General features: G+C 47.1%; 18 protein-coding genes. 13 read left to right on the forward strand and 5 right to left on the reverse strand.

The features are described from left to right. Positions 1-2 precede the first annotated feature (2 nt). Entirely contained in the window at positions 3-2837 is a 2835-nt protein-coding gene (locus ACFQS8_RS10735) for a hybrid sensor histidine kinase/response regulator (protein WP_382167332.1), read from the reverse strand. A gap of 156 nt (positions 2838-2993) precedes the next feature. Between ACFQS8_RS10735 and ACFQS8_RS10740 the strand changes: the two genes are divergently transcribed. The 3 genes from ACFQS8_RS10740 (at position 2994) to ACFQS8_RS10750 (ending at position 7126) form a co-directional block, all read left to right on the forward strand. Further along, positions 2994-4364 carry a pilus assembly protein TadG-related protein gene (locus tag ACFQS8_RS10740; RefSeq protein WP_382167333.1) on the forward strand — a complete coding sequence of 457 codons (1371 nt, stop codon included), beginning with the start codon at positions 2994-2996 and terminating at the stop codon, positions 4362-4364. 131 nt (positions 4365-4495) lie between these two features. After that, positions 4496-5830, forward strand: coding sequence for a pilus assembly protein TadG-related protein (locus tag ACFQS8_RS10745; protein WP_382167334.1), 1335 nt, complete (start codon positions 4496-4498; stop codon positions 5828-5830). A 75-nt stretch (positions 5831-5905) separates the two neighbouring features. After that, positions 5906-7126: an EAL domain-containing response regulator gene (locus ACFQS8_RS10750; RefSeq protein WP_382167335.1), complete on the forward strand. Its 1221-nt coding sequence runs from the start codon at positions 5906-5908 to the stop codon at positions 7124-7126. 25 nt (positions 7127-7151) lie between these two features. On the opposite strand, the gene ACFQS8_RS10755 is transcribed toward ACFQS8_RS10750, so the two are convergent. Beyond that, positions 7152-7628, reverse strand: a complete 477-nt coding sequence (locus ACFQS8_RS10755; protein ID WP_382167336.1) for a response regulator — start codon at positions 7626-7628, stop codon at positions 7152-7154. 437 nt (positions 7629-8065) lie between these two features. Between ACFQS8_RS10755 and ACFQS8_RS10760 the strand changes: the two genes are divergently transcribed. Continuing rightward, positions 8066-9070 carry a complex I NDUFA9 subunit family protein gene (locus tag ACFQS8_RS10760; protein WP_382167337.1) on the forward strand — a complete coding sequence of 335 codons (1005 nt, stop codon included), beginning with the start codon at positions 8066-8068 and terminating at the stop codon, positions 9068-9070. Between the two features lie 88 nt (positions 9071-9158). On the opposite strand, the gene ACFQS8_RS10765 is transcribed toward ACFQS8_RS10760, so the two are convergent. Then, the gene (locus ACFQS8_RS10765; protein ID WP_382167338.1) at positions 9159-10007 is read right to left on the reverse strand and encodes an undecaprenyl-diphosphate phosphatase; all 849 of its coding nucleotides are present in this window, start codon (positions 10005-10007) and stop codon (positions 9159-9161) included. Positions 10008-10310: 303 nt separating this feature from the next. Here ACFQS8_RS10765 and ACFQS8_RS10770 point away from each other — a divergent pair, with 303 nt between their 5' ends. The 4 genes from ACFQS8_RS10770 (at position 10311) to ACFQS8_RS10785 (ending at position 17585) form a co-directional block, all read left to right on the forward strand. After that, the gene (locus ACFQS8_RS10770; protein ID WP_382167339.1) at positions 10311-11759 is read left to right on the forward strand and encodes an NAD(P)-dependent oxidoreductase; all 1449 of its coding nucleotides are present in this window, start codon (positions 10311-10313) and stop codon (positions 11757-11759) included. 99 nt (positions 11760-11858) lie between these two features. Continuing rightward, a complete protein-coding gene (gene gltB, locus ACFQS8_RS10775) occupies positions 11859-16415 on the forward strand; it encodes a glutamate synthase large subunit (RefSeq protein ID WP_382167340.1) in 4557 nt (1518 codons plus the stop codon). Between the two features lie 186 nt (positions 16416-16601). Next, complete coding sequence (locus tag ACFQS8_RS10780) at positions 16602-17261, forward strand: MarC family protein (RefSeq protein WP_382167341.1); 660 nt, start codon at positions 16602-16604, stop codon at positions 17259-17261. A gap of 168 nt (positions 17262-17429) precedes the next feature. Further along, a complete protein-coding gene (locus ACFQS8_RS10785; protein WP_382168600.1) occupies positions 17430-17585 on the forward strand; it encodes a DUF2218 domain-containing protein in 156 nt (51 codons plus the stop codon). Positions 17586-17595: 10 nt separating this feature from the next. Here the strand turns inward: ACFQS8_RS10785 and pseB are convergent, their stop codons facing one another. Then, the gene (gene pseB, locus ACFQS8_RS10790) at positions 17596-18753 is read right to left on the reverse strand and encodes a UDP-N-acetylglucosamine 4,6-dehydratase (inverting) (protein WP_382167342.1); all 1158 of its coding nucleotides are present in this window, start codon (positions 18751-18753) and stop codon (positions 17596-17598) included. A gap of 181 nt (positions 18754-18934) precedes the next feature. Between pseB and ACFQS8_RS10795 the strand changes: the two genes are divergently transcribed. The 4 genes from ACFQS8_RS10795 to ACFQS8_RS10810 are packed head-to-tail and all read left to right on the forward strand — an operon-like array spanning position 18935 to position 22168. Next, positions 18935-19720, forward strand: a complete 786-nt coding sequence (locus ACFQS8_RS10795) for a cytidylyltransferase domain-containing protein (RefSeq protein ID WP_382167343.1) — start codon at positions 18935-18937, stop codon at positions 19718-19720. A gap of 4 nt (positions 19721-19724) precedes the next feature. Then, a complete protein-coding gene (locus ACFQS8_RS10800) occupies positions 19725-20567 on the forward strand; it encodes an SDR family oxidoreductase (RefSeq protein WP_382167344.1) in 843 nt (280 codons plus the stop codon). Then, positions 20568-21656 (forward strand): N-acetylneuraminate synthase family protein, encoded by a 1089-nt coding sequence (locus tag ACFQS8_RS10805; RefSeq protein ID WP_382167345.1) that lies wholly within the window; start codon positions 20568-20570, stop codon positions 21654-21656. Continuing rightward, positions 21653-22168, forward strand: coding sequence for a GNAT family N-acetyltransferase (locus ACFQS8_RS10810; protein WP_382167346.1), 516 nt, complete (start codon positions 21653-21655; stop codon positions 22166-22168). The genes ACFQS8_RS10805 and ACFQS8_RS10810 overlap by 4 nt, the downstream gene beginning before the upstream one ends. Here ACFQS8_RS10810 and ACFQS8_RS10815 read toward each other — a convergent pair. Beyond that, entirely contained in the window at positions 22150-23340 is a 1191-nt protein-coding gene (locus tag ACFQS8_RS10815; RefSeq protein ID WP_382167347.1) for a hypothetical protein, read from the reverse strand. The two genes, ACFQS8_RS10810 and ACFQS8_RS10815, sit on opposite strands and share 19 nt — an antisense overlap. 235 nt (positions 23341-23575) lie before the next feature. On the opposite strand from ACFQS8_RS10815, the gene ACFQS8_RS10820 reads away from it, so the two are divergent. Continuing rightward, the gene (locus ACFQS8_RS10820) at positions 23576-26359 is read left to right on the forward strand and encodes a WD40 repeat domain-containing protein (RefSeq protein ID WP_382167348.1); all 2784 of its coding nucleotides are present in this window, start codon (positions 23576-23578) and stop codon (positions 26357-26359) included. Positions 26360-26433 lie beyond the last annotated feature (74 nt).

Raw genomic sequence — 26433 nt, forward strand, 5'->3', positions numbered from 1 at the left:
GTTTAAACAGCTATATCACCACTCTCATCATTTTGATCCAATGCTATTTGCATTTCATCCATGGTGAGGCTCAACGTTTCTGTGATATTATTCATCAAATCCAATAAGTTAGGCACACTACCTGACTTTGATGTTTTCTCTAATACGAGCAAATAATCCGCTGCTCTTTTGGCACCAGCGCTTAAACACATGGATTTAAATGCATGAGCTGCGCTTGCAATCTCATTATAATCAAGCGTCTCATCAGCAGCCAAACTCTGCAACATCTCCAATGAAGTGGGCGCTGTAGATACAAACATACGCCAAACCTTATCTCGCAAATTACTGCCTGAAGACGCTGATAGTTTTTCAAACATATCCAGCGTAGAAGCATCAAAAATGTCAGCGTCTCCAATCTGAGAAACATCCACTTCATCCGCCTTTTCCACGGCGCTTGTTTCACCCGGTTGGCCACCTGTGGCAGGCGGTTTTACAAAGTTAGATAATGTCGACACCAAGCGCTCAATCGTGAAAGGTTTATGCAAGCACTCATCCATGCCCACCTCTTTCCAATGATCCGCACCAAGCCCTTGCACCTGCGCTGTAAGCCCCACAATCGGTAGGCGACGATCCGCATTCTCTTCGTCGGCGCGAATACGCCTTGTAGCTTCAAATCCATCCATGACAGGCATGGAGCCATCCATAAATACAAGGTCATAGCGCTGTGTTTGCACATCTCCCTGCACCATCTCCAAGGCCTCTTGCCCATCTTCCGCAAAATCCACAGTAACGCCCAATGTTGAAAGCGCTTCACGCAACACTTCGCGATTGACTGCATTATCATCTGCCGCCAGCACATGAACGCCTTCAAACTGAACATGTGCCTGCGCTGCATTATTTGCATTCAGCGCATCAAGTCCACGGAACTTACCTCTCAAAGCGCGGTCTACAAGATCCCCAATCATCCGACGACCAGTGGGCTGAGGCAGAATATCAACAACGACTCCCTCTTTCACCAAAGTGTCAGCCTGCATGTCACCCACATCAGATAAACACACCCAGTTTAGGTCCGATGGCAAAGACGCGCTCTTACGCGATTGAGCTAGCGTTTTAATGGAAGATGATGCTGCAATCAGTAAGGTTTGCTTTTCAACATTACTGATATCCAATTGGGAAGCTGGCAAAACTTTAGAAGCCACCCCATAATCTTGAAAACTTTTGGCCAATGCCCTTGATGCAAGCCGCGACACCAGTTCGCCTTTTTTATTCTCTTCCATCAATATCATGACTGTCAGAGCTGATGGATCGTCAATTTTTGCGAATGAATAAGGTGCTTCAACAGGGAAATCAGCCATTGCAGTAAAGCAACTTCCCTTCCCCTCAACAGATGCAACCTTCACGTCTCCGCCCATCGCGTGCATAAGGCGTTTACACACAGCAAGACCAAGCCCTGTTCCACCAAATTTACGTGTCGTACTTTGATCAGCTTGAGAGAAAGCTTCAAATATCTGATCCAAGCGATCTGCTGGGATACCAATTCCTGTGTCCGTCACATCAATACGTAGTCGAGCCACTTTGCCATCCTTGCTCAACTTGGCATCGACACGAATTTCCACACCGCCCGTTTCGGTAAACTTCAATGCATTGTTTACAAGGTTTGTAATCACCTGATTCAATCGTGTGACATCCCCTAAAATACGCATAGGCGTATTGGGCGATACATAAGTAGTGATCTCTACATTCTTTGAGCGCGCTTTTTCCCAGAAAAGCGTCGAAATATCCTCCACCATCGCGTCTGGTTCGAAAGGTGCCGTCTCCAAATCAAGCTTGCCGCTTTCAATCTTGGACAGGTCCAAAATATCATTGATGATGGTCAGCAGGCTTTTACCCGACCGCGAGATAATTTCAGCATAACGTCTATGGCGCATAGAAAGATTGGCCGCAGATAACATCTCCGCCATCACAAGCAGACCATTCATCGGTGTACGTATCTCATGGCTCATCGTCGCCAAAAAGTCAGACTTAGCGGCATTCGCTGCCTCAGCGTCTTCCTTTGCCACACGAAAATCATGCGTGCGCTCTTCCACTGTCCGCTCTAGTGAAGCACGATGATCAGCGAGTTTCGTATCGCGATCCTTAATCTTCCCCATCATATCCGTGAAGGCGATCGCTAATTGTCCCGTTTCATCTTGGCGGCTCACCAGAGGCTGAGTTTCACTTTCCTTCGTCCCAAATTCGCTTGTCTCACCAATGTCTTTCATGAGCTTAGCAAGCTTAGCGATGGGAGAGATTAATTGGCCTATAGCGATTTGAGAGACCAGAATACTAATGACCATCACCGATACCATCACTTGCACGATGAAAAGCAGATCAGAAATCAAGTTTTTCCGAAACTCTGTAATATCGGTTAGAAGGTGAATAGATCCCACCTCTTTGCCTGATTGCACAAGCGGGGTACTCACTCTTAGATAATCCGCTTTCAAGAGCTCCATTGTTGTCATTGTGTTGGGGTCGCCATCGCGTCCCTTCAGGCTCGCGCCTGCGCCGATTGATACAAAAGAACGTCCATCTGCATTTTTTACATCAGCAAATTCAATTCCCGGCAGATTCCGAATGCCCCGCAAAGCATGCATGACGCCTGCGCGATCCTCCTCAAGCAGAGGCTCCACAATCGCGGCTGCAAACCCTTGCGCCGATCCCTCTACATACACACGCTTTGCATCAACTTGGCGATGGAATTCACGCCAACTGGAAAAGCCGGATACGCACAAAACACTGATGAAAATAATTGTTCCAATCAATAGGGACAATCGAAAACGTATTGTTTTGAAATAACTTAGTGACTGTGACGACTGCATTTAGAGGCTCCATGGATGCCTCATATTACTGCCCGTTTATGGTTTCTAATTCATAAAGGTATCACAACGAAACCGCAGCACCCGATTTGTTAAATATTCAACCTCGTATGTTAATTTATCGTCATGTTTAAACGTTAGGGACGTTAAGAATCTAAAGTGAACCGATTTTTTGACACGATTAAATCTATGCAAACTGCTTTCCTGAGATACGGCAAAGCAAATGGGGGTAATGTCGCTGTCACATCCTCTCTTATCTTTGGAGCACTAATCGCACTCATCGCAACCACAGTTGATATTTCTGGAAAAACATCTAGCCACCGCGAATTACAAGCCGTTGCGGATGCAGCAGCGTTAGCCGCAGCGCGCGAAATGGCTGTTTCAGCAGCCGATCAAGTGCGCGTTCAATCTGTTGCCTCCAGCTATATCGATGCAAACTGGACTGGCTCAACAGCTACAACAAAAGCGTCTCTTAACACCAAGGAAAGTACGATCACGGTAAATGTATCGGCAACTTCCTCTACTATCTCACTCCTCAAACGCGATCCGACAAAAGAGACCATCTCCGCGATGGCTGTTGCAGAAGTCTCCGGCGGCGGTAATGTCTGCTTGATCGGACTATCCAACCAAGACCAAGGCACACTCGATTTAAAGGGCAAGTCAAGAATTACTGCAACGAACTGCCAAGTCTACTCAAATTCAAACGATAAATACTCAATGATTGTGCAAGATTATGCACAAGTCAAAATGGACTTTGTATGCATAAATGGCGGCCTCAAAGGTGATCCGCTAACTTTAGGTGGCGATGTCATCACAAGCTGTCCCCGCATCACAGATCCATTGCGTGACCGTCCTCCTCCACCTTTTGGTATTGCTGACTGCGTCGGCGGACTTTCAAAAGGCTATAATGTGAATCCCGGCAAAGATATCACATTAAAACCTGGCGTTTATTGCGGTGGCTTGATTATCAATGGTGCCAATGTTGAATTTGAACCGGGTGAATATGTCATTCTAAATGGGCCACTCGTTGTTAATAGCACAGGAAGCGTTGAAGGGGACGGTGTTGGATTTTACCTTTCAGGTGCCCTTTCAACGATCAACTTTTCAAAAGAATCACAGATTTCACTACGCGCCCCACGTGATGGTCCAATGGCGGGTATACTCTTTTATGATGGTGGAATTGGTGGCTTGACGGATGGACTCGATGAAAGCCTTGGGCTTGGCAAGCTTGGATCACTTCTAAGTGACGTTCAAAACAAGACCGTGGGCACAGTTCTTGGAAAATCTCATCGCATTACAAGCGATAATGCAGGTGTCTTGGTGGGAACCATCTATATGCCTTACAGCAATCTCATCATTGATGGCGATGCCCCTATTGCGGATGAGTCTGAATACACCGTAATCATTGCCAACGCTTTTGAATTAATGAATGGGTCTAATCTCGTTATTCACACAGACTACCACCTAACCGATGTGCCCGTTCCTGATGGCGTTGGACCTAGAGATGTCAAAATAAGACTTAAAAGTTAAGATGAAGCATTCGTCAGCCTACAGATAATTAATACGCACCCTAAATTCAACGGCTCTTCATTCCGCAAATATTCAAGTTTATGAGATAAAACCTAATTTAGATCATAAACTTGAAAACTGAGGATTTGAAATTGGGTATCCTTCACAGAGCATTGGAACAAATTTCAAATACTCTATCTTCATTTAAAATCTCAAATAGCGGAAACGTTGCTGTCACATCAGCCTTTATGATTCTCGGTGTTGTCGCCGTTATCGCTTTAGCGATTGATGTATCAAGCAAAACATCCAGCCACAAAGAGCTTCAATCCGTAACGGATGCAGCAGCCCTTGCAGCAGCACGTGAGATGGCAGTCTCCGCAGCCAATCCAAACCGTGTGCAATCTGCAGCCTCTAGCTATGTAAACGCGAACTGGACGGGCCAAACTGCTACAACAAAAGCAAGTTTGGATATGACAGCAGGTACAATCACAGTGCACGTATCTGCGCCCTCCTCCTCCTCCAATCTTCTTAAACGTGACCCATCTTCCTCACGCATCTCCGCGCGTGCTGTGGCCGAAGTCTCCGGTGGCGGGAATATTTGTATAGTCAGCCTCTCAAATTACAGAGAAGCCACAATAGATTTGAAAGACAAATCAAGGCTCACTGCTGAAAATTGCCAAGTCTATTCAAACTCCACCCACAAAAAATCTGTTAAAGTCAAAGACAAAGCCAAAATCAACATGGACTTTGTTTGTATTGCAGGCGGCCTAGACGGTGATCCTGCAACACTTGGCGGCACCGTCGTGACCGATTGCCCGCAAATTGGTGACCCTCTACGCGATAGAACGCCTCCTGCTTACGACCCTGACGATTGCGTGGATGGAAAGAGCAAAGGCATCCTTATCGATGAAGATTCAGGATCGCGCACGCTTCAACCTGGTGTCTATTGCGGCGGCCTAAAGATTGAGGGCGCAGAGGCAAAACTAGAACCGGGCGTCTATGTAATTAAAGGCGGCGAGCTAAAAGTAGATAATGGCGGCACGCTCATCGCTGATGGTGTGGGTTTTTTATTGGCAGAGGGTGCAAAAATTCGTTTTAAGAAAGAATCGACAATCGAACTGCACGCCCCTTCGGATGGACCAATGGCCGGATTGCTTTTTTATGAAGAGCTTGATCCCAAAGCCAAGGCTGAAAAAATTAAAGAAAAAAACGTCACAGACACCCCAGAAGTAAAAGCTGAAAAGCATAATATTCAAAGCAATGACATGCGTGTCATGGTCGGCACTGTTTATATGCCGTATGGCGATTTCCTAATTGATGGTGACAACCCCGTATCTGACCAATCAGAATACACTGTAATCATTGCAAATTCTTTCCAATTAGAAAATGGGCCCAATCTCGTAATCCGCACGGATTATCACCTCTCAGATGTCCCACTACCTGAAGGTGTCGGCAAACAAGATGTAACAATCAGGCTTAAAAGGTAACATTTTTCCGATAGTTATTAGTCTTTGCTAGAAGCTTTTAAGGTATTCTCCCTAGAGAAGATGGTGAGAGACTCAATGAACTTTAAACACGCCCTGATTGTCGATGACGATCCTGTATTCCATATTGTGGTACAGGACCTTATCCGTGCAAGCGGCATTGAAGACATTGAAATCGCGCATGATGGGTTTCATGCGCTTGAAGTCCTTGGACGCTCTATACACCAAATAGATATCATATTCTGCGACTTGAATATGCCAAACATGGACGGCATCACCCTCATTCGTGAACTTGGTAAACTCAATTATCACGGATCATTGGTCATTGTTTCCAGCGAAGACTTGGACATTCTAGAAACAGTCACGCGTCTCGCAAAAATTCAAAAAATAAATGTATTGGGCACAATCAAAAAACCCATAACAGCAGAAACGCTCAACAAAGTTCTAACGTCTGCGCCCCAAGCAAAAGAGCGCCCTACCTATGGTGGTGCCAGCCTAGAAAGATGGTCAGGAAAACGCGTCAACCAATACATTGATGAACGCCGCTTCAACCCTTTCTACCAGCCCAAGCTTAGTTTGATCTCAAAATCCATCGAAAGCGTAGAAGTTCTCGCTCGTGTCCTGAATGATGCGGGTGAACACCAACCGCCTATGGCTTTCCTAGATGCAGCCGAAACTTATGGCGGGATCACGCGCGCAACCGAAGACCTTGCCGAACAAGTTGCTGAAGATTTACATATTTGGCAAAAAGCTGGGCGACACCTTAAAGCGTCAATCAATCTCAGCCCGATGAGCTTGGCAGACATTCAGTTGCCCGACCGCCTAGAACGTATTTTTAAAAGCCGCTCCATCGACCGTCGCCTCATCACACTTGAAGTGACAGAGAATAAAGTCATGTCCTATGGGGCTGAATTACTGGATGTCCTGTCCCGTTTCCGCCTTAAAGGGTTTCGTTTATCCCTTGATGATTTTGGAACCGGTGCGGCATCTATCGAACAATTACGTCTCTATCCATTTAACGAACTGAAGATTGATCAATCTTTCGTCAAAGACGTGGTTACAAATTCTTTTAGTAAAATTGCAGTTGAAACTGCTTTAAAAATGGCCAAACAACTCGATCTTCGTGTTGTGGCAGAAGGTGTCGAAACCAAAGAATGCTTGCACTATATTCGCAAGTTAGGCGCAGATGAAGTTCAAGGTTATCTTGTAGCACGCCCAATGAATGCCACCTACTTCAACGCATGGATGGGCAAAGTGGAGCAACGCCAAAAAACAGCGAGCGCAAAAGCCGTCGCTTAATCAGTTCTTGTAATAAGATATTCGTTTATCTCTCACCGGGAAGGTGAATTTGCGGACCAAGCACAGCAGCTGTCTCAATCAACAACTCAATAGCTGCGGCATCCAAAGTCCCTTTTTCAATTACAGCAATTGCACCTTCATGGCTCGCAGTCGAGCGTAGAGATGGAGTCATCACACCTGTATGAATAATCACACCGCAATTTTTGTGACGTGCTCGTATCTCGCGTATGCGCCCTTCACTCAAACCCGTTTCTGGCAAGTGACGGTCCAAAATAACAGCATCCGGAGACGAAGTCGCTTCGTCCAAAAATTCAGCGAGTGTAGAATAATACTCAATGTGTAGATGATCTTCAGCTTTCTCAAGCTGCAATTTCAATAATTGATAATCAACGCGGCAATCGTCCACGATCGCAACTCTGCGTATAGTCTGAGATACAGGCGTAAGTTTTGGTTCTTCTGTGAACACAGAATCATAGTCAATACTTTGCAGACTTATAGCCATGATTAGTCTCCCCAATTGTATCCGTTCTTAACGCACTCGTTAAAATCGGTTAGAAAACACCTTCAATTTGCTTCAATAATTTTACTATCTATAAATTCTAGTTAATATACAATTAATATTCACAGGCATTTGCGTTAAGATACGCTCGTTTTTGCCGTTTTGCGTTAAGAATTCTAAATATTTTACTTACAACCCGTTAACGCGCACATTTCTCAGAAACTCAATTTATGGATTTAGATCTCGCATTTAAGTAGCAAGTGATTCGTTTTTTCTGCTTGATATAAACTGGATATTGAGACTATCGATTGATAAAAATGCACCATTCATCAAAACGCGACACTCTTTCATGCCAAACTGCATGGACATAAGCTGCAAATTTTGATTAAGCACACACTCGTCTATACTCAGCAGGCGAATGAAACACAGGACAAAGTGTCATGTCAGGCAAACTCATCACAGTATTTGGCGGATCAGGCTTTATAGGTCGTTATGCAGTGCGAGCGCTGTGCAAAGCAGGATGGCGTGTTCGCGTCGCTGTGCGCAACCCGATGAATGCAGGTGACATGCGGTTATCTGGTGAAGTTGGCCAAGTGCAAATTATCCAAGCCAATGTACGCAACCGCCCTTCTATCGTGCGCGCGCTGGATGGCGCAGACGCCGTTCTAAACCTTGTAGGTCTTTTATCCGAAAAGGGTCGCCAAACATTTGACGGCACCCAAGCACTCGGTGCGCAAAACATTGCGGAATATGCAGCGCAAGCTGGTATCAAACAATTTGTTCAAATGTCCGCCATCGGTGCAGACCTAAATTCAAAATCTGATTACGCCCGCACAAAAGCAGAAGCGGAAGACGCTGTAAAAGCAAAAGTTCCAACAGCGACCATCCTACGTCCCTCAATTGTGTTTGGACCGGAAGACGATTTCTTCAACAAATTTGCCAACTTTTCTCGCTTCTTGCCCTTCCTACCTCTTATTGGCGGCGGCAAAACACAATTCCAACCCGTTTTTGTGGGTGACCTTGCAGACGCAATCATTGGTGCCCTCGCCTCCGAAGATACGCAGGGGCGCACATATGAAATCGGCGGCCCAAGCACTTACACATTTAAGCAATTGCTCGAATTTATCACCGATGCAGTTGACCGTCCAAAATTGCTTATCCCAGTTCCTTTCTTCCTTGCGGAATTAAAGGGCATGACAATTGACCTCTTGTTCAAACTTTGGCCTTTCCACGCACCGCCACTTACTGGCGATCAGGTCCGTTTGCTAAAGTCTGACAATATTGTTGGTCTGGAGAAAGATAAAAATTACGGCACAATCGCTGATCTTGGTGTCACCAATCTTGAAACAATAGAGGTGATTGTTCCAACTTACGTGTGGCGTTACCGCGAATATGGTCAGTTCCACGTAAAAGTAAAAGATGATGTGTCTCGCGTAGATATCTAAATCTACCCATTCTTAAAGATCACAAAAAAACGGGGCCAATCGGTCCCGTTTTTTCTTTGGCCAAAATTTTAAACACAACGCCTCACCTTTAGCTCATTAAGTGAGGTGCCATCAGCAGCAATGCACCCCCAAGCGCAAAGCGATAAAGTACGAAGGGCAAAAAGCTCATCTTTTTCAAAATCGCCATCAATAGCGCGATAGACACAATACCAGACACAAAGGACAAGCCAGCCACATATAAACCATGCAGCAAGGTCGCATCACCCGTATTGCCACCAGCCTTAGACAACTCCAAGAACGCATAGGCACCAACAGCCGCCAGCATGGGCGCACCTATAAGCATTGAGAACCGCGCCGCCTCATCACGACTAAAGCCAAGCGCACGCGCAGCAGTCATTGTAATACCAGAACGACTTGTCCCAGGTATAAGAGCAGCAATAGGCTGGGTAATACCAATCAAAAACGCATCTTTGATTGTCATATCCTTCTCTTTTCGGTGGGTTTTACCTTTTACATCTGCAATCCACAGCAAAATCCCAAAAAAGATAGTAGATCCCGCCACAACATAAGCATTGCGCATCCCATCTTTCATTACATCACTTGCCAGCATTTCCCATCCCGCAGCAATTGCCAAAGCAACAGGTGTTGCAACTATAATCATCAAAGCTAAATGAGCGCCTTCTGATAATGGTTTCTTGGTGGCTGGTGCAGTTACCAGCTCTACACTTCCCACAGTGGCCCGCACGAAATCGCGCCAGAAATATATTAAAATCGCACCCAATGTCCCCAGATGCGCCATTGCATTTATCAGCAATTCTTCAGGACCATCCAATCCAAAATAATCCGCTGCAAGCAAAACATGCGCAGATGAAGATATAGGCAACCATTCGGTTATGCCCTGCACCAAAGCGATTAAAGCCAGCTGTAAGTAAGACATCTAAATCCCAACCTTATAAGTAATATTATGGCGCGCCATATGCTCAAAATGCCCCATTCCAGCACCTTCTCTATAAGCCAAGCGTTTACACCATGATAAGAAGCAAACTTCTAGCCAAGTTTTAATTGGATCCATATGGTTTTTAATATTTTGCGAACCCTTCTCAAAAACTCTCACTGTGCGGCATAGTTTGCGTTTTTAAAATCCATATGGTTCTCATATGTCATTTTGATACTTGCAGCTCTGGTTTTTAGGCATTATGACACTGCCATTCAAATAAAACCAAGAATAAAGAGTTCAGCCATGCCAGAGAAAATGCTGAAGTTCGTCTCTATTGAAAAAGAGATGCCCGAAAAGCGCGACGCTAAAAACCGCAAGCAAGATTTCCACGAAATCTATGCGGAATACATTGATGCAAAAGCAAATGAGCAAGCCTCACGTTGCTCTCAATGTGGTGTGCCGTTTTGTCAGCAACACTGCCCTCTTGGCAACAATATCCCGGACTGGCTAAAGCTCACAGCAGAAGGAAGGCTAGAAGAAGCCTACCTGATGTCCTCTTCTACAAACAACATGCCTGAAATATGTGGGCGCATCTGCCCACAAGACCGTCTTTGTGAAGGCAGTTGTACAATTGAGCAATCGGGCCACGGTACAGTAACCATCGGTTCCGTTGAAAAATACATCACAGACACTGCGTTTGAAAATGGCTGGGTTCAACCAGTTAAGCCACCTAAAGAGCGCGACCAATCTGTTGGAATTATTGGTGCTGGGCCTGCGGGTTTTGCAGCTGCAGAACAACTTCGCCGCCTCGGCTATCAGGTTACGATTTATGACCGTTATGACCGCGCAGGCGGGCTACTTATATACGGTATTCCAGGCTTCAAGCTTGAAAAAGAAATCGTGCTTCGCCGTGAGCAATACCTAAAAGATTCAGGTGTTGAATTTGTATATAATACAGATGTCGGCGTGACTGTTTCTCTCCAAGAACTTCGCCAGAAACACGACTCTATGTTAATCGCAACGGGTGTTTATAAAGCACGCGATCTTAACATGCCGGGCGAAGAGACCCATGGCGTGCATGCTGCTCTCGATTTCTTGATCACATCAAACAAGCTCAGCCTTGGCGATAAAGTCGACCGTTTTGAAAGCGGCGAACTAAACGCAAACGGTAAGCGCGTTGTTGTGATCGGTGGTGGTGATACTGCGATGGACTGTGTACGTACTGCCATCCGTCAAGGCGCTAAAGCAGTAACATGTATGTATCGCCGTGACCGCGACAACATGCCGGGGTCGCAACGCGAAGTGCGCAATGCTGAAGAAGAAGGCGTAAAGTTTGACTGGCTTTCAGCGCCAACAGCAGTGGTAGCCAAAAAATCAGGTGACGTAAAATCAGTGACTGCAACGCGCATGAAACTGGGCCTACCAGATGCATCCGGTCGTCGCTCACCAGAGCCGATTGAAGGGTCTGAGTACGAAGTAAAAGCGGACATGGTGATTAAAGCACTTGGCTTCAGCCCAGAAGACCTTCCAAAACTCTTCAACGAAGAAGACCTTGTCGTAAACCGCTGGGGCGCTCTTAAAGTCAACCACGCCAATTTAATGACTTCAATTGATGGTGTGTTTGCAGCAGGAGACATTATGCGCGGTGCGTCCTTAGTTGTCTGGGCCGTTAAAGATGGACGCGACGCTGCTGAGCACATGCACGCTTATATGAAAGCTCAAAAAGCAGCAAACCAGATCGCCGCCGAATAAAGCTTTATAGACCGCAATACGAGTTAGTATTTGAAATCAGAATTCTCGGAAGGGTGTCGCTTACAGCTTCCCCTTCCCGCACCAAGCAAGGTGAAAAAGATGACCGACGAGAACAATAATTACAAAGCCGATTATGAAGCCAAACGTCAGGCTTTAATGGATGCACACGCCTATAACCCAGCAGATGAACATGATGCATGTGGTGTGGGCCTTGTGGTCCAAATGGATGGTGTGCCAAAGCGTAAAATCGTTGAAATGGGTATCAAAGCCCTTAAAAACGTTTGGCACCGCGGTGCTGTAGATGCTGATGGAAAAACCGGAGATGGTGCTGGTATCCGTTTGGATGTGCCACAAGCTTTCTTCCACGACAAAATTACTAAAACAGGTCACGCACCAAACAAAGACCAACCGATCTGCGTCGGACAAATCTTTTTGCCGCGTGAAGACCTTTCTGCACAAGAACGCGCGCGAACAATTGTTGAAACTGAAGTTGTTGGTTTCGGCTTCCACATCTATGGATGGCGCCAAGTTCCCATCGACACTTCAGTCATAGGACAAAAGGCAGACGCGACCAGACCAGAGATAGCGCAGATCATGTTCTGCGACCCAACAGGCCGTGACGAGGCAGAGCTCGAACGCATACTTTACATCTGTCGCCGCCGTATTGAGAAGCGCGTGAGAGAAGCTGGCATACCTAGCTTTTACATCTGTTCTTTCTCAGCCAAAGCTTTGATTTATAAAGGTATGTTCCTCGCTGAAGATATCGATATTTTCTACCCAGACCTTCAAGATGAGCGTTTTGTCTCTTCTGTTGCAATTTACCACCAACGTTACTCCACAAACACATTCCCGCAATGGTGGTTGGCGCAACCCTTCCGGATGTTAGCCCACAACGGTGAGATCAACACGATTAACGGTAACGTCAATTGGATGAAATCCCACGAAATCCGCATGGTATCGGAGACATTCGGTGGGCATGAAAACGACATTAAGCCAATTATTCCGCAAGGATCTTCCGATTCTGCGGCGCTGGATGCTGCTTTTGAATTGATCGTGCGCGCAGGCCGCAAAGCGACAATGGCAAAAACACTTCTTATCCCCGCCGCTTGGTCAAAACGTGAAGACGTTATGCCTGCTGCGCACCAAGGCTTGTATGCCTATGCTAACGCTGTGATGGAGCCATGGGATGGCCCTGCTGCTGTCTGTGCCTTTGATGGTCGTTGGGCGGTTGCTGGGTTGGACCGCTCTGGTCTGCGCCCGATGCGTTATGCTTTGACATCCGATGGCGTTCTCGCTGTTGGTTCCGAAACAGGCATGTGTCCTCTTGATCCAGACAGCATTGACCGCCGTGGCCGCGTGGGTCCAGGCGGCATGATCGCTGTGGATATCGACGAAGGTAAATTCTACACACACCGTGAAGTGATTGATGCACTCGCTGCACAACACCCATATGATGAGTGGCTAGAAAACGTCATCGAACTGGATGAGCGCATTACTGAAGGCAAAGAGCCGCAAACATTTAGTCGCTCTGAATTGCTTTGCCGCCAAACAGCCGCTGGTTTCTCGATGGAAGAAACAGAGCTTCTCCTATCGCCAATGATGGAAGATGGAAAAGAAGCGATCGGTTCAATGGGTGATGACAGCCCAATCGCGGTGCTATCTGAGCACTACCGTCCACTGTCACACTATTTCCGTCAGAACTTCTCTCAGGTGACCAACCCGCCAATTGACCCGTTGCGCGAAGACCGTGTGATGAGTTTGAAAACGCGCTTTAAAAACCTCGGCAACATCCTTGCTGATGATGAAGCACAATCAAATGTGTTCTTGTTGGAAAGCCCTGTTCTCACCACAGGCATGTATAACAATTTGCTTGAAGTGCTAGGCGATGGCGTATCCATTGTTGATTGTACGTTTGACGCAGAAACAACAGCTCACGCAGGAACAACGCTTCAAGAAGCATTGAACCAAATCTGTCAGGCCGCAGAAGATGCCGTCTCACAAGGTAAAGAGCACATTGTTCTAACCGACGAGTTCCAAAACGCTGAGCGTGCAGGTATTCCGATGATCTTGGCCGTGGGTGCTGTACACTCACACCTCGTCAAGAAAGAACTTCGCTCATTCTGTTCTCTAACAGTACGTGCTGCTGAATGTCTCGACACACACTATCACGCTGTATTGATCGGTGTGGGTGCAACATGTGTGAATGCCTATCTTGCGATGGAAACAATTGCAGACCGTCACGCACGTGGCCTCATTGAAGGTTTGACACTTGAGCAAGCCTGTCAAAACTACAAGAAAGCCATTGATGCAGGTCTATTAAAGATCATGTCTAAAATGGGTATCTCTGTGATATCTTCATATCGCGGCGGATATAACTTTGAAGCTTTGGGTCTGTCTCGCGCGCTTGTAGACAACTACTTCCCAGGAATGACGTCTAAAATTTCTGGTATTGGTTTGAACGGCCTTGCGAAAAAAGCACGTGGGCTGCACGAAAAAGCTTGGGACTCACAAGTTATTTCTCTTCCTGTGGGTGGTTTTTACCGCATCCGTCGCTCAGGCGATCGCCACGCTTTGACAGGTGACCTTATTCACCAACTACAAAAAGCATGTGACACAGGTAGTTATGCTGAGTGGAAGAAATATTCTGAAGCTCTGAAAAAAGAAGCCCGCGAACACCCGCTTCAATTGCGTGACCTTATGGATTTCCGCTCACCCAACAAACCATTGGGCCAAGAAGAAGTTCAATCGGTGAACGAAATCCGCAAACGTTTCGTCACACCGGGCATGTCTCTAGGTGCCCTTAGCCCTGAAGCACACGGAACACTCAACGTTGCGATGAACCGCATTGGCGCAAAATCTGTGTCTGGTGAAGGCGGCGAGGTACGTGAGCGCTATAAACCAATGGCAAATGGCGACAATATGAACTCTGCGATTAAGCAGGTTGCATCTGGTCGTTTTGGGGTAACAGCTGAATACCTCAACCAATGTCGCGAAGTTGAAATCAAAGTTGCTCAAGGTGCAAAACCAGGTGAAGGCGGACAATTGCCCGGCTTCAAAGTTACGGAATTTATTGCGAAAAACCGTCACTCAACACCCGGTGTAACGCTCATTTCTCCGCCACCGCACCACGACATCTATTCTATCGAAGATCTCGCACAATTGATCTACGACCTTAAGCAAATCAACCCAGAACTACGTGTCTGTGTGAAGCTTGTGGCACGTTCAGGTGTGGGTACAATTGCGGCTGGTGTGGCAAAAGCCAAAGCTGACATCATTCTGATTGCAGGAAATGTCGGTGGTACAGGTGCAAGCCCGCTAACATCCGTCAAATTCGCTGGTCTACCATGGGAAATGGGACTGGCTGAAGCACACCAAGTGCTCACGCTCAACAATTTGCGTGACCAAGTCACTCTGCGGACTGATGGTGGTCTACGTACAGGTCGCGACATTGTTATGGCCGCGATGCTGGGTGCTGAAGAATACGGTATTGGAACCGCATCCTTGGTTGCAATGGGGTGTATCATGGTGCGCCAATGTCACTCAAACACATGTCCGGTTGGTGTGTGTACACAGCGCGATGATCTACGTGATAAGTTTACAGGTAAGCCATATAAAGTGGTAAACCTCATGACACACATCGCTGAAGAAGTGCGTGATGTTCTGGCTGAATTAGGGTTTGCAACACTTGATGAAGTTATTGGTCGTACTGATCTGCTTTCACAGGTGTCACGTGGATCAGAATTCCTTGATGATCTCGACCTAAACCCGCTTCTTATTCGTGCGGATGCCGATCAGAAAATTGAATACAAGCCAACACTTCGCAACGACGTTCCTGATTCATTGGATGCTGAAATCTTACGTGATGCAGCTGCTTTCTTTGAAAAAGGCGAGAAGATGCAAGTGGACTATAAAGTTCGCAACGTTCAGCGCGCTATAGGTACGCGTTCTTCCTCTGCAATCGTTCGCAAATTTGGTACAGATGATCCCCTTCCAGATGGCCGCCTATGGGTCACGCTAGATGGATCTGCGGGGCAATCATTGGGTGCTTTCTGTGTGAAAGGTCTCACCCTTGAAGTTATTGGGGATGCCAATGACTATGTAGGTAAAGGTCTTTCAGGTGCGACAATCATCTTGCGTCCATCATCAGGCGCACGTTTCCTCGCACACGAAAACACAATTATCGGGAATACATGTCTATATGGTGCAACGTCTGGGAACCTTTATGCAGCTGGACAAGCAGCGGAACGTTTCGCAGTTCGTAACTCCGGTGCCACTGCCGTTATTGAAGGATGTGGCTCCAATGGATGTGAATATATGACAGGCGGTAAAGTCGCGATTCTTGGACCTATTGGAGACAATTTCGGTGCAGGTATGACTGGCGGAATGGCATATATCTATGACCCGAACGATAAGTTCGACATTATGGCCAACCCCGACTCAATCGTATGGGACACTATCAAATCTAAGCACTGGGAAGCGGATTTGAAATCCTTGATCGAAGCGCATGTGGAAGTAACTCGCTCGCAATTTGCTAGCACGCTGCTTTCCAACTGGCAGGCTGAATTGCAACACTTCAAGCAAGTTGTTCCAAAAGAACTTCTATCACGCTTGGAAATTCCTTTGGATGAATCAGCTTCCGCTACAGCAGCAGAATAAAATTTTCTGATTTATCACTTGTGAAAATACATAAGCGCCGAGGCAACTCGGCGCTTTATTTTCATCAAAATGCAAAAGCCAACACGCTATAAATTTCTAGGATAGATATAATTTGAAATAATAATTTGCCGCCCACACGATTGATTGGGTGTTGCCATTAAGCATTTGCCCCTATATGCGCAAATGATGACCAATGAACTTTTAAACCTTGCCCTCGCCACGTTTGTGACCTTTTTCGTCTTGATCGACCCTCCTGGTGTCGCGCCCGTATTTGCGTCTTTGACGTCAGGTGGCGGACCAAAATTTGCTCGCAAAATGGCGATTAAATCGACCTTGGTCGCTGCTATCATTATTATTGGTTTTGCTTTTGGTGGCGCTTGGCTATTGGGCGCTTTGCATATCTCAATTGATGCGTTTCGCGCTGCTGGCGGTATTTTGTTATTCTTGATCGCGTTAGATATGGTGTTTGAAAAGCGCACTGAACGCCGTGAAACGCGCGCTGAAGCTTTCCTAGAAGAAGAAGATCACACAGAATTAGATGATGTTTCTGTCTTTCCGCTCGGTATTCCCATGCTTGCCGGGCCCGGTTCGATCGCTACGGCTATGCTCTATATGCAAAATGCAAACGGGAATGTGGTAGAGCAAGGTATTGTTATTGGTGCCATTATTGCAAACCTTGCATTGTGCTGTCTTGTATTTCTCGCGGCTGCGCCAATCATTCGCATAATGGGTGATAGTGTGTCAGGTGGTATTACACGTATTTTCGGTGTGATCTTAGCGGCACTATCAGTTCAATTATTGATTGATGGTATCAAGGGCGCATTTGGCCTAGCAGGCATGCACTAAAGGCGGCTTCTGCCGTAAGCCAATCAGCTATCCCATCAGCAAATACATGCTGCAATTATGCTAGCATTGCTCGCACAATCTCGACGTAGAGCATGTCAGTGAGAAAGCACGCGTCACCTTCCCTGCAAAGATCCGTGGATAAATTGGAGGGGCGATGGTGTATTGAGCATGCGCGCGCAGGATGCACAGCTTATCTGTGAGATAAACGCGAGCGAACCTGCGCAGCTTGAAGGTTTAAAAAATGTCGCGCAAAGCCATCTGGATCGCTTCGCTTTTCGCGAAGCCCCATTGAGCTCTAATTGGAATGATAAAACGACAAGCTAATTGCTGATGTTTAGCTTCGCTTGCGGGCTTTGCGCTTTGGTGTCGTTACAGCCAAATCTGTGTCCGCAAGTGGAGCTGGTGCATCACCATCTCGGCGGCGCATAGTTGTCGCCATTGTTTTCAAGCTTTCACCGGGGAATGTTAGGCTCAACATTTCCAATACAGACATTTCATCTAGCACTTCATCATTTTGATCTGAAGAATAAGCAAAACCTTCAGATACTGGTGTTGCGCCCTTGTCGGCCCAATCACTGAAGCGTCGCGTGTGGCCAGCAGGTAAGATGACATAGCGGTCAGCGATCTCGACTGTTGAACGCCCATCATCTTCAGGCACCATGATTTCATGAAGCTTTTCACCCGGACGAATGCCCACTTCTTTTTGAGGCATTTCAGGTGCAATTGCAGATGCCAAAGTGCCTATCGTGGAGGATGGAATTTTCGGGACAAATATCTCGCCGCCATGAGTTTGCTCTAAGCTGGAGAGCACGAAATTTACACCCTGCTCCAGCGTAATCCAAAACCGTGTCATGCGTTGATCAGTAATGGGTAAATGGTCTACGCCTTCACTAATCAATTTGCGAAAGAACGGCACCACCGACCCGCGTGAACCAAGCACATTTCCATAACGCACTACTGAGAATTTCGTACCATCTGCACCAGAAAGATTATTAGCAGCCACAAAGACCTTATCCGCAGCAAGTTTAGATGCGCCATAAAGGTTGATTGGGTTGGCAGCTTTATCCGTCGAAAGTGCAACAACCGTCTTCACGCCCGCTTTGATGGATGCATTCACGACATTTTCAGCACCAAATACATTGGTACGGATACACTCCATCGGGTTGTATTCAGCAATCGGCACATGCTTAAGCGCGGCTGCATGGATCACATAGTCCACGCCACGCATCGCCATTTCCAAACGCGCTTGGTCACGGACGTCACCAATGAAATAGCGCATAAAAGGATAGTCAGCCTGTGGAAATTGCTGGGCCATCTCATATTGTTTCAACTCATCACGAGAGAATACGATCAGCTTTTTGGGGCTCCAGCGTTGGGAAACGATCTTGACAAATTCCTTACCAAAACTTCCCGTTCCACCTGTCACCAAAATAGTTTTACCATCCAGATTAGGTGCTGGGTCCATAAAGTCCCGGAAGAATGATTTAGTCATGAGATGCACTCGATCCAACAGATTTGATACAAACAATAAAGGCCTTGTTAACGCCTAAACTCTCACCTGAGGCTTAAGCATTGGTTTACGCGCTTTGAGTTAGTTTAAATCAACTCATCAAAGCCACTCATTAGGGGTATCCTACCCAGAATGTGCCGCTTTACAGGCCTCCGAGGACATCATGACACTCGCTATTATTGTTCAAGCGCGTTGGAATTCGAGTAGATTACCTGGCAAAATCTTAGAAAATCTTGGTGGCGTTCCCGCGCTAAAAAGGTGTTTGGACCGCTGCAATCTCATCGAACAGTCAAATATCGTGGTGTGCGCTGTTCCGGACACTGCTGAAAACGACATCATCGCAGATGCAGCCAAACGTTGGGGATATCGCGTTGTTCGTGGTTCCGAAAATGATGTGCTTTCGCGATATGCAAAAGCCGCTCGCGAAGTCAACGCAACGAGCGTTATGCGCGTGACATCTGATTGTCCGATGATTGACCCCAAAATATGTGGTGCCGTTGCCCGCCTCCTTAAAAGTTCAGATGTTGGATATGCTTGCAATAATATGCCAGCGCGTTTTCCGCATGGATTAGACTGCGATGTATTCCCTGCTGAACACTTGTATGAGGCAGACGCTAACGCCCAAAGCCAATATGACCGCGAACACGTCACGCCCTACATCCGCACGATGAAAAACATCCGACGTGCATCTCTACAAGGGCCAGGTGAGCCACTTTCAAGCTTGCGCTGGACCTTAGATTACAAAGAGGACCTCCTCTTCATGCAAGCCTTATATGAAGCAATGGGAGAACGCGCATCTATCGCGAGTGCTGCAGAATATGCCCGCTTATGTTTCATGCGCCCTGATATTCAAGACATCAATAAAAAGCACATTGATGTAAACAGGCTGGCATTATCTGAGCGCGCACATTTTGAAACCTCCCCTGTATCTATGGAAATGGTAGCTTAGGCAGATGCGTTGGCTCATACTCGGCGCAACTGGGCTGCTTGGCCCCTGCTTTGTCTCTCAACTTCGGGCACGCGGTGATGAAGCAATTGCTGCAGCCCGCTCACAAGCCGATGTGAACTTTGACCTCACAGATGATGATGTTTTGGCCAAAGTGCTTGAAGACATCAATCCAGATGGCATTATAAATTGTGCAGCCAATATTTATGTCGATAAGTGTGAAAGTGATCCCGCTAACGCTTATCTTATAAATACGCGCCCCCTTTCTTCTTTAGCTGCATGGAGCGCAAAGCATCAGCGTCCGCTTCTTCAGGTCTCTACGGATCATTATTTTGTAGAAGGCGGAAATAAGCCTCAATCAGAGACAGCTACAGTCCGTTTAGTCAACGAATATGCCCGCACTAAATATTTAGCCGAACAATTAGCGCTAACCTCGCCCAATGCTCTTATTCTGCGTACCAATATTATTGGTGCGAAAAAGGGCCATGGCCGCTGGGTTAAAGAAAGTCTTTTAAACAGATCTCCTATGACTTTGTTTATGGATTTTTATGCATCACCGCTACACGTCAATGATATGGCGCAGATCTCTCTTGACCTTGCAGCAAGCAAAGCCACTGGAATTTTCAACGTGGCCTCCCGTGAAGTCTCCTCTAAAGGTGATTTCATCTATGCTGTCGCAAAAGCACTGAACATAAATCCAGACTGGGTCGAAGAAGGTTCCGGCCATAAGCTCAACGTGGCGCGCGCCATGTGTTTGGGGCTGGATGTGTCAAAAGCTGAAAAACAACTTGGCTATCATTTGCCAACCCTTGAACAAACCGCCCATGCACTCGCGAACGAGGCTCTATAAATGCGCTATAACAACCATTTCAAAATTTATGATCGCGAAATCGCACTCGATCAACCAACTTACTTCATCGCCGATATTGCTGCATCTCATGATGGGGATTTAGAGCGCGCAAAAGCTTTGATATGGCAAGCAAAAGAAGCGGGGGCAGAATGTGCTAAATTCCAGCATTTTCTTGCCAAGGACATTGTTTCAGATCGCGGCTTTAAACAGCTTGGCGGCCAAATGGCGCATCAATCAAAATGGAAGAAATCTGTTTATGAAATTTTCGACGAATTTCACCTGCCGCGCGCTTGGACCCCTATCCTAGCCGAAGAATGCAAAATGGCTGGCATTCATTATATGACCACGCCCTATGATGTCGAAGCCATTGAGATGAATGACCCTTTATGTGGAGCATGGAAAATTGGTTCAGGCGATGTGAGCTGGCCTCAATTTATATCTGAAGTCGCCAAACGTAATAAACCCATGTTTGTCGCAACAGGCGCATCAGATATGGAAGAATCTATTCGCGCCGCAGAAGCAGTTCTCGCTGAGAACCGCGAGCTTTGCCTCATGCAATGCAATACTAACTACACCGGCAGCCATGACAATTTTTCAAATGTGAATTTGAATGTCCTTAAAGCATTTGCAACGGCCTTCCCCGGATTGCCGCTTGGCCTTTCTGACCACACACCCGGACATGCCGCTGTACTGGGTGCAGTCGCGTTGGGTGCTCGTGCCATTGAAAAGCATTTCACAGACGATAATAACCGTGAGGGTCCTGACCACGGCTTTTCCATGACACCAACGACATGGCGCGATATGGTGGATCGCACTCGCGAATTGGAAGCCGCACTGGGCGATGGCGTTAAGCGGGTTGAGCCTAATGAAGGCGATAGTATTATTGTCCAGCGCCGATGTCTGCGCCTGAAACAAGACCTTCCCAAAGGCCATGTCCTCACCGCAAACGATATTGAAGCGCTACGTCCCGCTCCGCCCAATGCCTATGAGCCTCATGCCCTCGACCAACTTATTGGCAGAAGCTTGAAAAAAGACATGGTCTTTGGAGATGCACTCACTCCAGAAAACACAAAGGCGGCCAAAGCATGATTGTTGGAAAGCACGTCTCTCTACGCGCCATTCAAGAAAGCGATTTAGAGCCTTTGCGCCAATGGCGTAACAAACCTCAAATGCGTCGTTATTTCCGTGAATACCGTGAAATATCTCCCGAAATGCAACAAAAATGGTTTGAAAATAGCGTCCTGCATGACCCCCGTGTGCGGATGTTTGCCATAGAACGCAATCATGACAACGCTCTGATGGGCGCGTGTGGATTGTGTTATATAGACCCAATCAACCGCAATGCGGATTTTTCAATCTATTTGGGAATTGATGATCTCTATATAGACGAAAAATTCGCCTCAGACGCAGGTAAACTTCTTATCAAATACGGGTTTGAAGAATTAAACCTACATCGCATCTGGGCGGAGATTTATTCTATAGATTTGCCAAAACAAAAATTCTTACCCTCCCTCGGATTCAAGCTGGAAGGCACACATAAAGAAACGCATTTCACAGAAGGAAAATGGGTCGACAGCCTGTTTTACGGCCTTTTGTCATAATCCCATTCGCGCTCATCAAGGCCGTATACAGCGCTGCGGCGTACAGAACGTCCCCGACGCATAGACCGAATAAACGTATCTGCTGTCAACCATAGCAATGACAAACCCATCCCAACGAGAAATGACAGCATAACCCGTAAACGTGTTGTCCAGCGCACAGGTGTTTGCGCCGCTGTTAGGGCTGTTGCCCCTTCCATTGCCATCAAAGCCAGCGCTTTATCGCCGCCTGCTTCGGTTAACAGTCTTGCGCGCTGCAAATCCAAATCATTGCGGGCATAAGACAGAATACGTATCGTTGCTGGCGCAGATGTCTTCAATGAGATTTCACGAATAAAACGCAATTGCTCTTCAAAGTCGGCCAACTCTCTTTGGTCAATATCTCCGCGAATAATATCCAGAACCACATCACCTTGCGCTGCAATGCCAAGCGCTCCAGAAAACCGAACCGTCAAATCGCGTTTCAGCCGCTCTGGAGGGGCCACATTGAACAATCGACGTTCAATATGCCGTTTCAAATCTGGATTAAGCTTACCTGCTTTGTCGGCGGCGCGAACAATAGAGGCCCCCGCCCGCTCGCTATCGCCTAAAGCGCTCAAACCCACACCAGACAGCGCAAATGCAAATGTATCTATATTTTGTCCACGCACCCACCGTGCGGCCTGCATGGCAAGGTCACGTTCATCCCCCAACACATTCAATCCAGCTGAAGGAGGAAGATTCTCAGATGTTTCAGCTTCTTCAGGGCTCGCACCCGCCTCTGGTTGAGCAATCGCCGCACGCCACATAGCACGCAAAGGTGACACAGCGTGCTCATAGGCATAGCGTACATCTTCATCAAGATAATTTAAGGCTGCAGCCTCTATTGCATCATCACCTGCAAGCCCCTGCACATCCACGGACGCAAGAAGCGCCGCTGAGTTTTGTGCATCCAACATACTCGGCGCTGCAAGCAGTAATCCACGTGCCGTTTTTAGATATCCGCCGCGTACTTGCTCTGAAACCAAACGCGACCAAGTTGCCTTACGCGATTCTTGCCCGGCCATGAGGGATTCAAAACGGCGATCTATGGTATCACGTGTGGCTGCAACAGATGCAGCGGACACGTCAAAGTCCATACCATGTCGGCTAAATGTCTCTGAAACAGTACGCGCAGCCAGTAACGGGGTTAGCACCAATAACGCCCAGAATAGCGCAGCGCTTAACCAAGCAAAGGGTGGCGGTCGCTTTCTTCTATGACGCATATGCAACCTGACACTCAGCACGTGGACAAAAATTAATCATGGCAAATGACTGAATGGAAATCAAATCATTCCTGTTAGCTATTTCGTCACGACAATCGATTATATTCAAGGGTGAAGTACTGCCTGATAGGAAATTCCTGTGGGTTTCGTCAATGGATGAATCGTAATGTCGTTGCAACCTATTCAAATTAACTTTGGCCTTGTGGGTGACTACATGAATGCCAAGATCAACCAACGGTTGGTCGGGTCTACTTTTGCAGCTACAAACACCCAACAAACCTCGGCCTCCTCAAGTGAAGTTAAAGCAGAAAAAGCTGCTGGTACACCGCCTTGGAATGACGAAATTTCCAAAGACGACATTTTAAAAATTGCCTATAGCACCTTAAAATCCGGCTCGCTGATATCAGCATCGGATTTGCGAAAAGCGCAATCATCTAGCGAAGACTCACCCAAACTTTTTGTTGCTTATGAAGCATTAGAAAAGCTGCATACGCTCGCAACTGCCATCAAAGAGGGTGACCTTCCAGAACACTATTATGATCGTGCAGAAAAACGGCTAAATGAGGGCTTAGCTGAAATTTCTGAATTCCTTGGAAACGTCGATATTAAAGCCTCAACAATCCTTCAAGGAGAGCGCCTCAGCTCTGCAAGTTCTGAAGTTGCAATTGCGCGTACATCCTATGATTTCACAACCAAAATGCTGCATGAAGGCGGCGTGGATGAACCTGTTGCGGCATGGGCAGGTCTTTCAGGTTTTGATATCACTCTGAAACGTACAAACACGACAGACAATCTGACCGTTGACCTTTCCAGCTTGGCTGACAATGAGCGCACCCTGACGAACGTGACAGACCTCATAAACGCTCAAATAGAAGCTGTGGGTGGATCAACACGTTTCGCCCCACAAAAAATAGGAACCCCAGATTCAGTTGGCGTTATACCCGGCGATGATTGGGGAATGAAAATTTCTGGTTCTCAAAGTGAACAGCTCACTTTTTCAGCCTCTGCCTCTGCCCAACCCGCTTTATATGTTGTGGGCGCATCTGGATCGACTGATGCTCAAACAGCGCAATTATCTAAATGGACAGACCTCGCAAGCGGGTCGCCAACACGTTCACTCACTGCACTTTTATCTGCCGAAGATACGATGGTAGATAATGAAAACATCGCGGCAAAATTCTTAGCTGATAAAGATGGAACAGTGCCTGAAACTGTTCAAAAAGCTCAGCACAATGATACTAAATTCATAGCCACGGCAGCTGGTCCGGACGGCTCAGTATATGCACTTGCAGAAACCAAAGGCAGCATTAACGGGCAAATTCTACGCTCTGATGAAGACCTTGTTCTCACAAAATACGACAGTACGGGCCGCGAAGTCTGGTCACGCATGATCGGTAATACGGGTGAAATCACAGGATCATCTCTGGCCGTTGCAGCAGATGGACGTGTTGCTATTGGCGGCGCAACTAATACCGACCTCACAAGCTCTGCAACTGGTGGCGAAAAAGACGGCTTTGTTATGATGTTCAGCGCCGCTGGCATTGAGACATCTACACGCCAACAAGGCACGCGATATAATGACGAAGTCACCGCCCTTGCCTTTGACTCCACAGGTGCCTTGTATGTGGGCGGAAAAACAAATGGCAGTATGGACGGGCAAGTAAATGCTGGCCAACAAGACGCCTATGTTGAAAAGCTCGATATCCTTGGTCAACGCATGTGGATCAACCAATGGGGAACTGCAGAACAAGACGCCGTCACAGCAATTACAATTGATGACAATGATATAGCGATTGTCGCAACCAAAACAGACAACCAAGCCGTTGTGCAGAGCGTTTCAGGTGCTGAATTTACTGCGTCAGACTGGTCTCACTCTTTAGGTGATGGAACAATCAGCTCAATTGATTGGGACAATGGTTCCCTCTATGCTGCGGGTGAAACACGCTATGATGGGCGTACAGCAGGCGTCTTTTCCGGCAATGTGCAGCCTGACCCAGATGCTTTCGCAATAAAGCTTGATGTCGCCGGCACAAATGTGACCGAAGGGTGGTATTCTGCATTTGGCGGCGATAACGCTCAAACAGCTTCCAGCATTACAGTTTCTAACGGCACAGTCTTTCTCTCAGGGACCGCTAGGGAAAGTTTTGGCGCGACGTCTATCGCGACAGATGAAACAAACACAATTGTCACGTCTATTAATGCGGCTACAGGAAGCGAAAACTGGTCCTCAACATTGAGTGGACGCAATGGCACATCTTCCAGCGCTGGCATGGCTTTTTCTGCCAATGGTGCCAGTGATCTGGATGCATTTGGCCTTCCCAACGGTACATTGTCGACGGGTGACACTAGCTATGTCACCGACCGCACAACAGCACGCCCCGGAGATCACTTCTATATTTCCGTCAATGACGGCTCCAAAAAGAAAATTGAAATTGAAGCCGGTGACACCTATCGCGCCCTCACCTTCAAAATCAATGCGGCTCTCGTGCTAGATGGAAAGGCCGAAGCGCGCCGTGGGTCAGATGGTCAAACTCTGCGTATTACGCCAAACGAAAATGTGAAAATCACACTTTCAAAAGGAAGCAATGGCCAAGATTTGCTTGAATCCCTCGGCCTTCCCCAAGGTGTTCTGTATGCACTGGACGTCAACTCGGATGAAGATTCGTCCTCAGACGCACCTCCACTCGTCACACTTGGCTTGAAACCAGAAATCACTCTAAACAAAGACACCACAGATAAAGAGAAAGAAAGCCTAGCCACAATGCTAGACACAGCAATGCGCGGTCTGCGTAAGGCATATAGATATGCGATCAAAGACCCGACACTTCTTTCCCTAGAAAATGGCGGGACAAAGGGTAAAAGCACGCAAGCTACGGCATACCAAACAGCCCAACTTGCAAATTTACAAGCTGGCCTCACACGCCTTCAAGGCGGCAGCACAACCGCTTAATCTTCATCCCTTCACACAATAAGTAGACACAAAAAAACGGCCTTCAAATTGAGGGCCGTTTTCTTGTTTTAACG

Origin of the sequence: Hirschia litorea, from assembly GCF_042665075.1 — a bacterium.
Classification (GTDB): domain Bacteria; phylum Pseudomonadota; class Alphaproteobacteria; order Caulobacterales; family Hyphomonadaceae; genus Hirschia; species Hirschia litorea.

Coding starts and splice junctions, on each gene's coding strand:
- ACFQS8_RS10735 (WP_382167332.1), bottom strand. CDS start 2,837: ATGCAGTCGTCACAGTCACTAAGTTATTTCAAAACAATACGTTTTCGA.
- ACFQS8_RS10805 (WP_382167345.1), top strand. CDS start 20,568: ATGCGCTATAACAACCATTTCAAAATTTATGATCGCGAAATCGCACTC.
- pseB (WP_382167342.1), bottom strand. CDS start 18,753: ATGACTAAATCATTCTTCCGGGACTTTATGGACCCAGCACCTAATCTG.
- ACFQS8_RS10765 (WP_382167338.1), bottom strand. CDS start 10,007: ATGTCTTACTTACAGCTGGCTTTAATCGCTTTGGTGCAGGGCATAACC.
- ACFQS8_RS10760 (WP_382167337.1), top strand. CDS start 8,066: ATGTCAGGCAAACTCATCACAGTATTTGGCGGATCAGGCTTTATAGGT.
- ACFQS8_RS10755 (WP_382167336.1), bottom strand. CDS start 7,628: ATGGCTATAAGTCTGCAAAGTATTGACTATGATTCTGTGTTCACAGAA.
- ACFQS8_RS10750 (WP_382167335.1), top strand. CDS start 5,906: ATGAACTTTAAACACGCCCTGATTGTCGATGACGATCCTGTATTCCAT.
- ACFQS8_RS10795 (WP_382167343.1), top strand. CDS start 18,935: ATGACACTCGCTATTATTGTTCAAGCGCGTTGGAATTCGAGTAGATTA.
- gltB (WP_382167340.1), top strand. CDS start 11,859: ATGACCGACGAGAACAATAATTACAAAGCCGATTATGAAGCCAAACGT.
- ACFQS8_RS10810 (WP_382167346.1), top strand. CDS start 21,653: ATGATTGTTGGAAAGCACGTCTCTCTACGCGCCATTCAAGAAAGCGAT.
- ACFQS8_RS10785 (WP_382168600.1), top strand. CDS start 17,430: ATGCGCGCGCAGGATGCACAGCTTATCTGTGAGATAAACGCGAGCGAA.
- ACFQS8_RS10800 (WP_382167344.1), top strand. CDS start 19,725: ATGCGTTGGCTCATACTCGGCGCAACTGGGCTGCTTGGCCCCTGCTTT.
- ACFQS8_RS10770 (WP_382167339.1), top strand. CDS start 10,311: ATGCCAGAGAAAATGCTGAAGTTCGTCTCTATTGAAAAAGAGATGCCC.
- ACFQS8_RS10820 (WP_382167348.1), top strand. CDS start 23,576: ATGTCGTTGCAACCTATTCAAATTAACTTTGGCCTTGTGGGTGACTAC.
- ACFQS8_RS10780 (WP_382167341.1), top strand. CDS start 16,602: ATGACCAATGAACTTTTAAACCTTGCCCTCGCCACGTTTGTGACCTTT.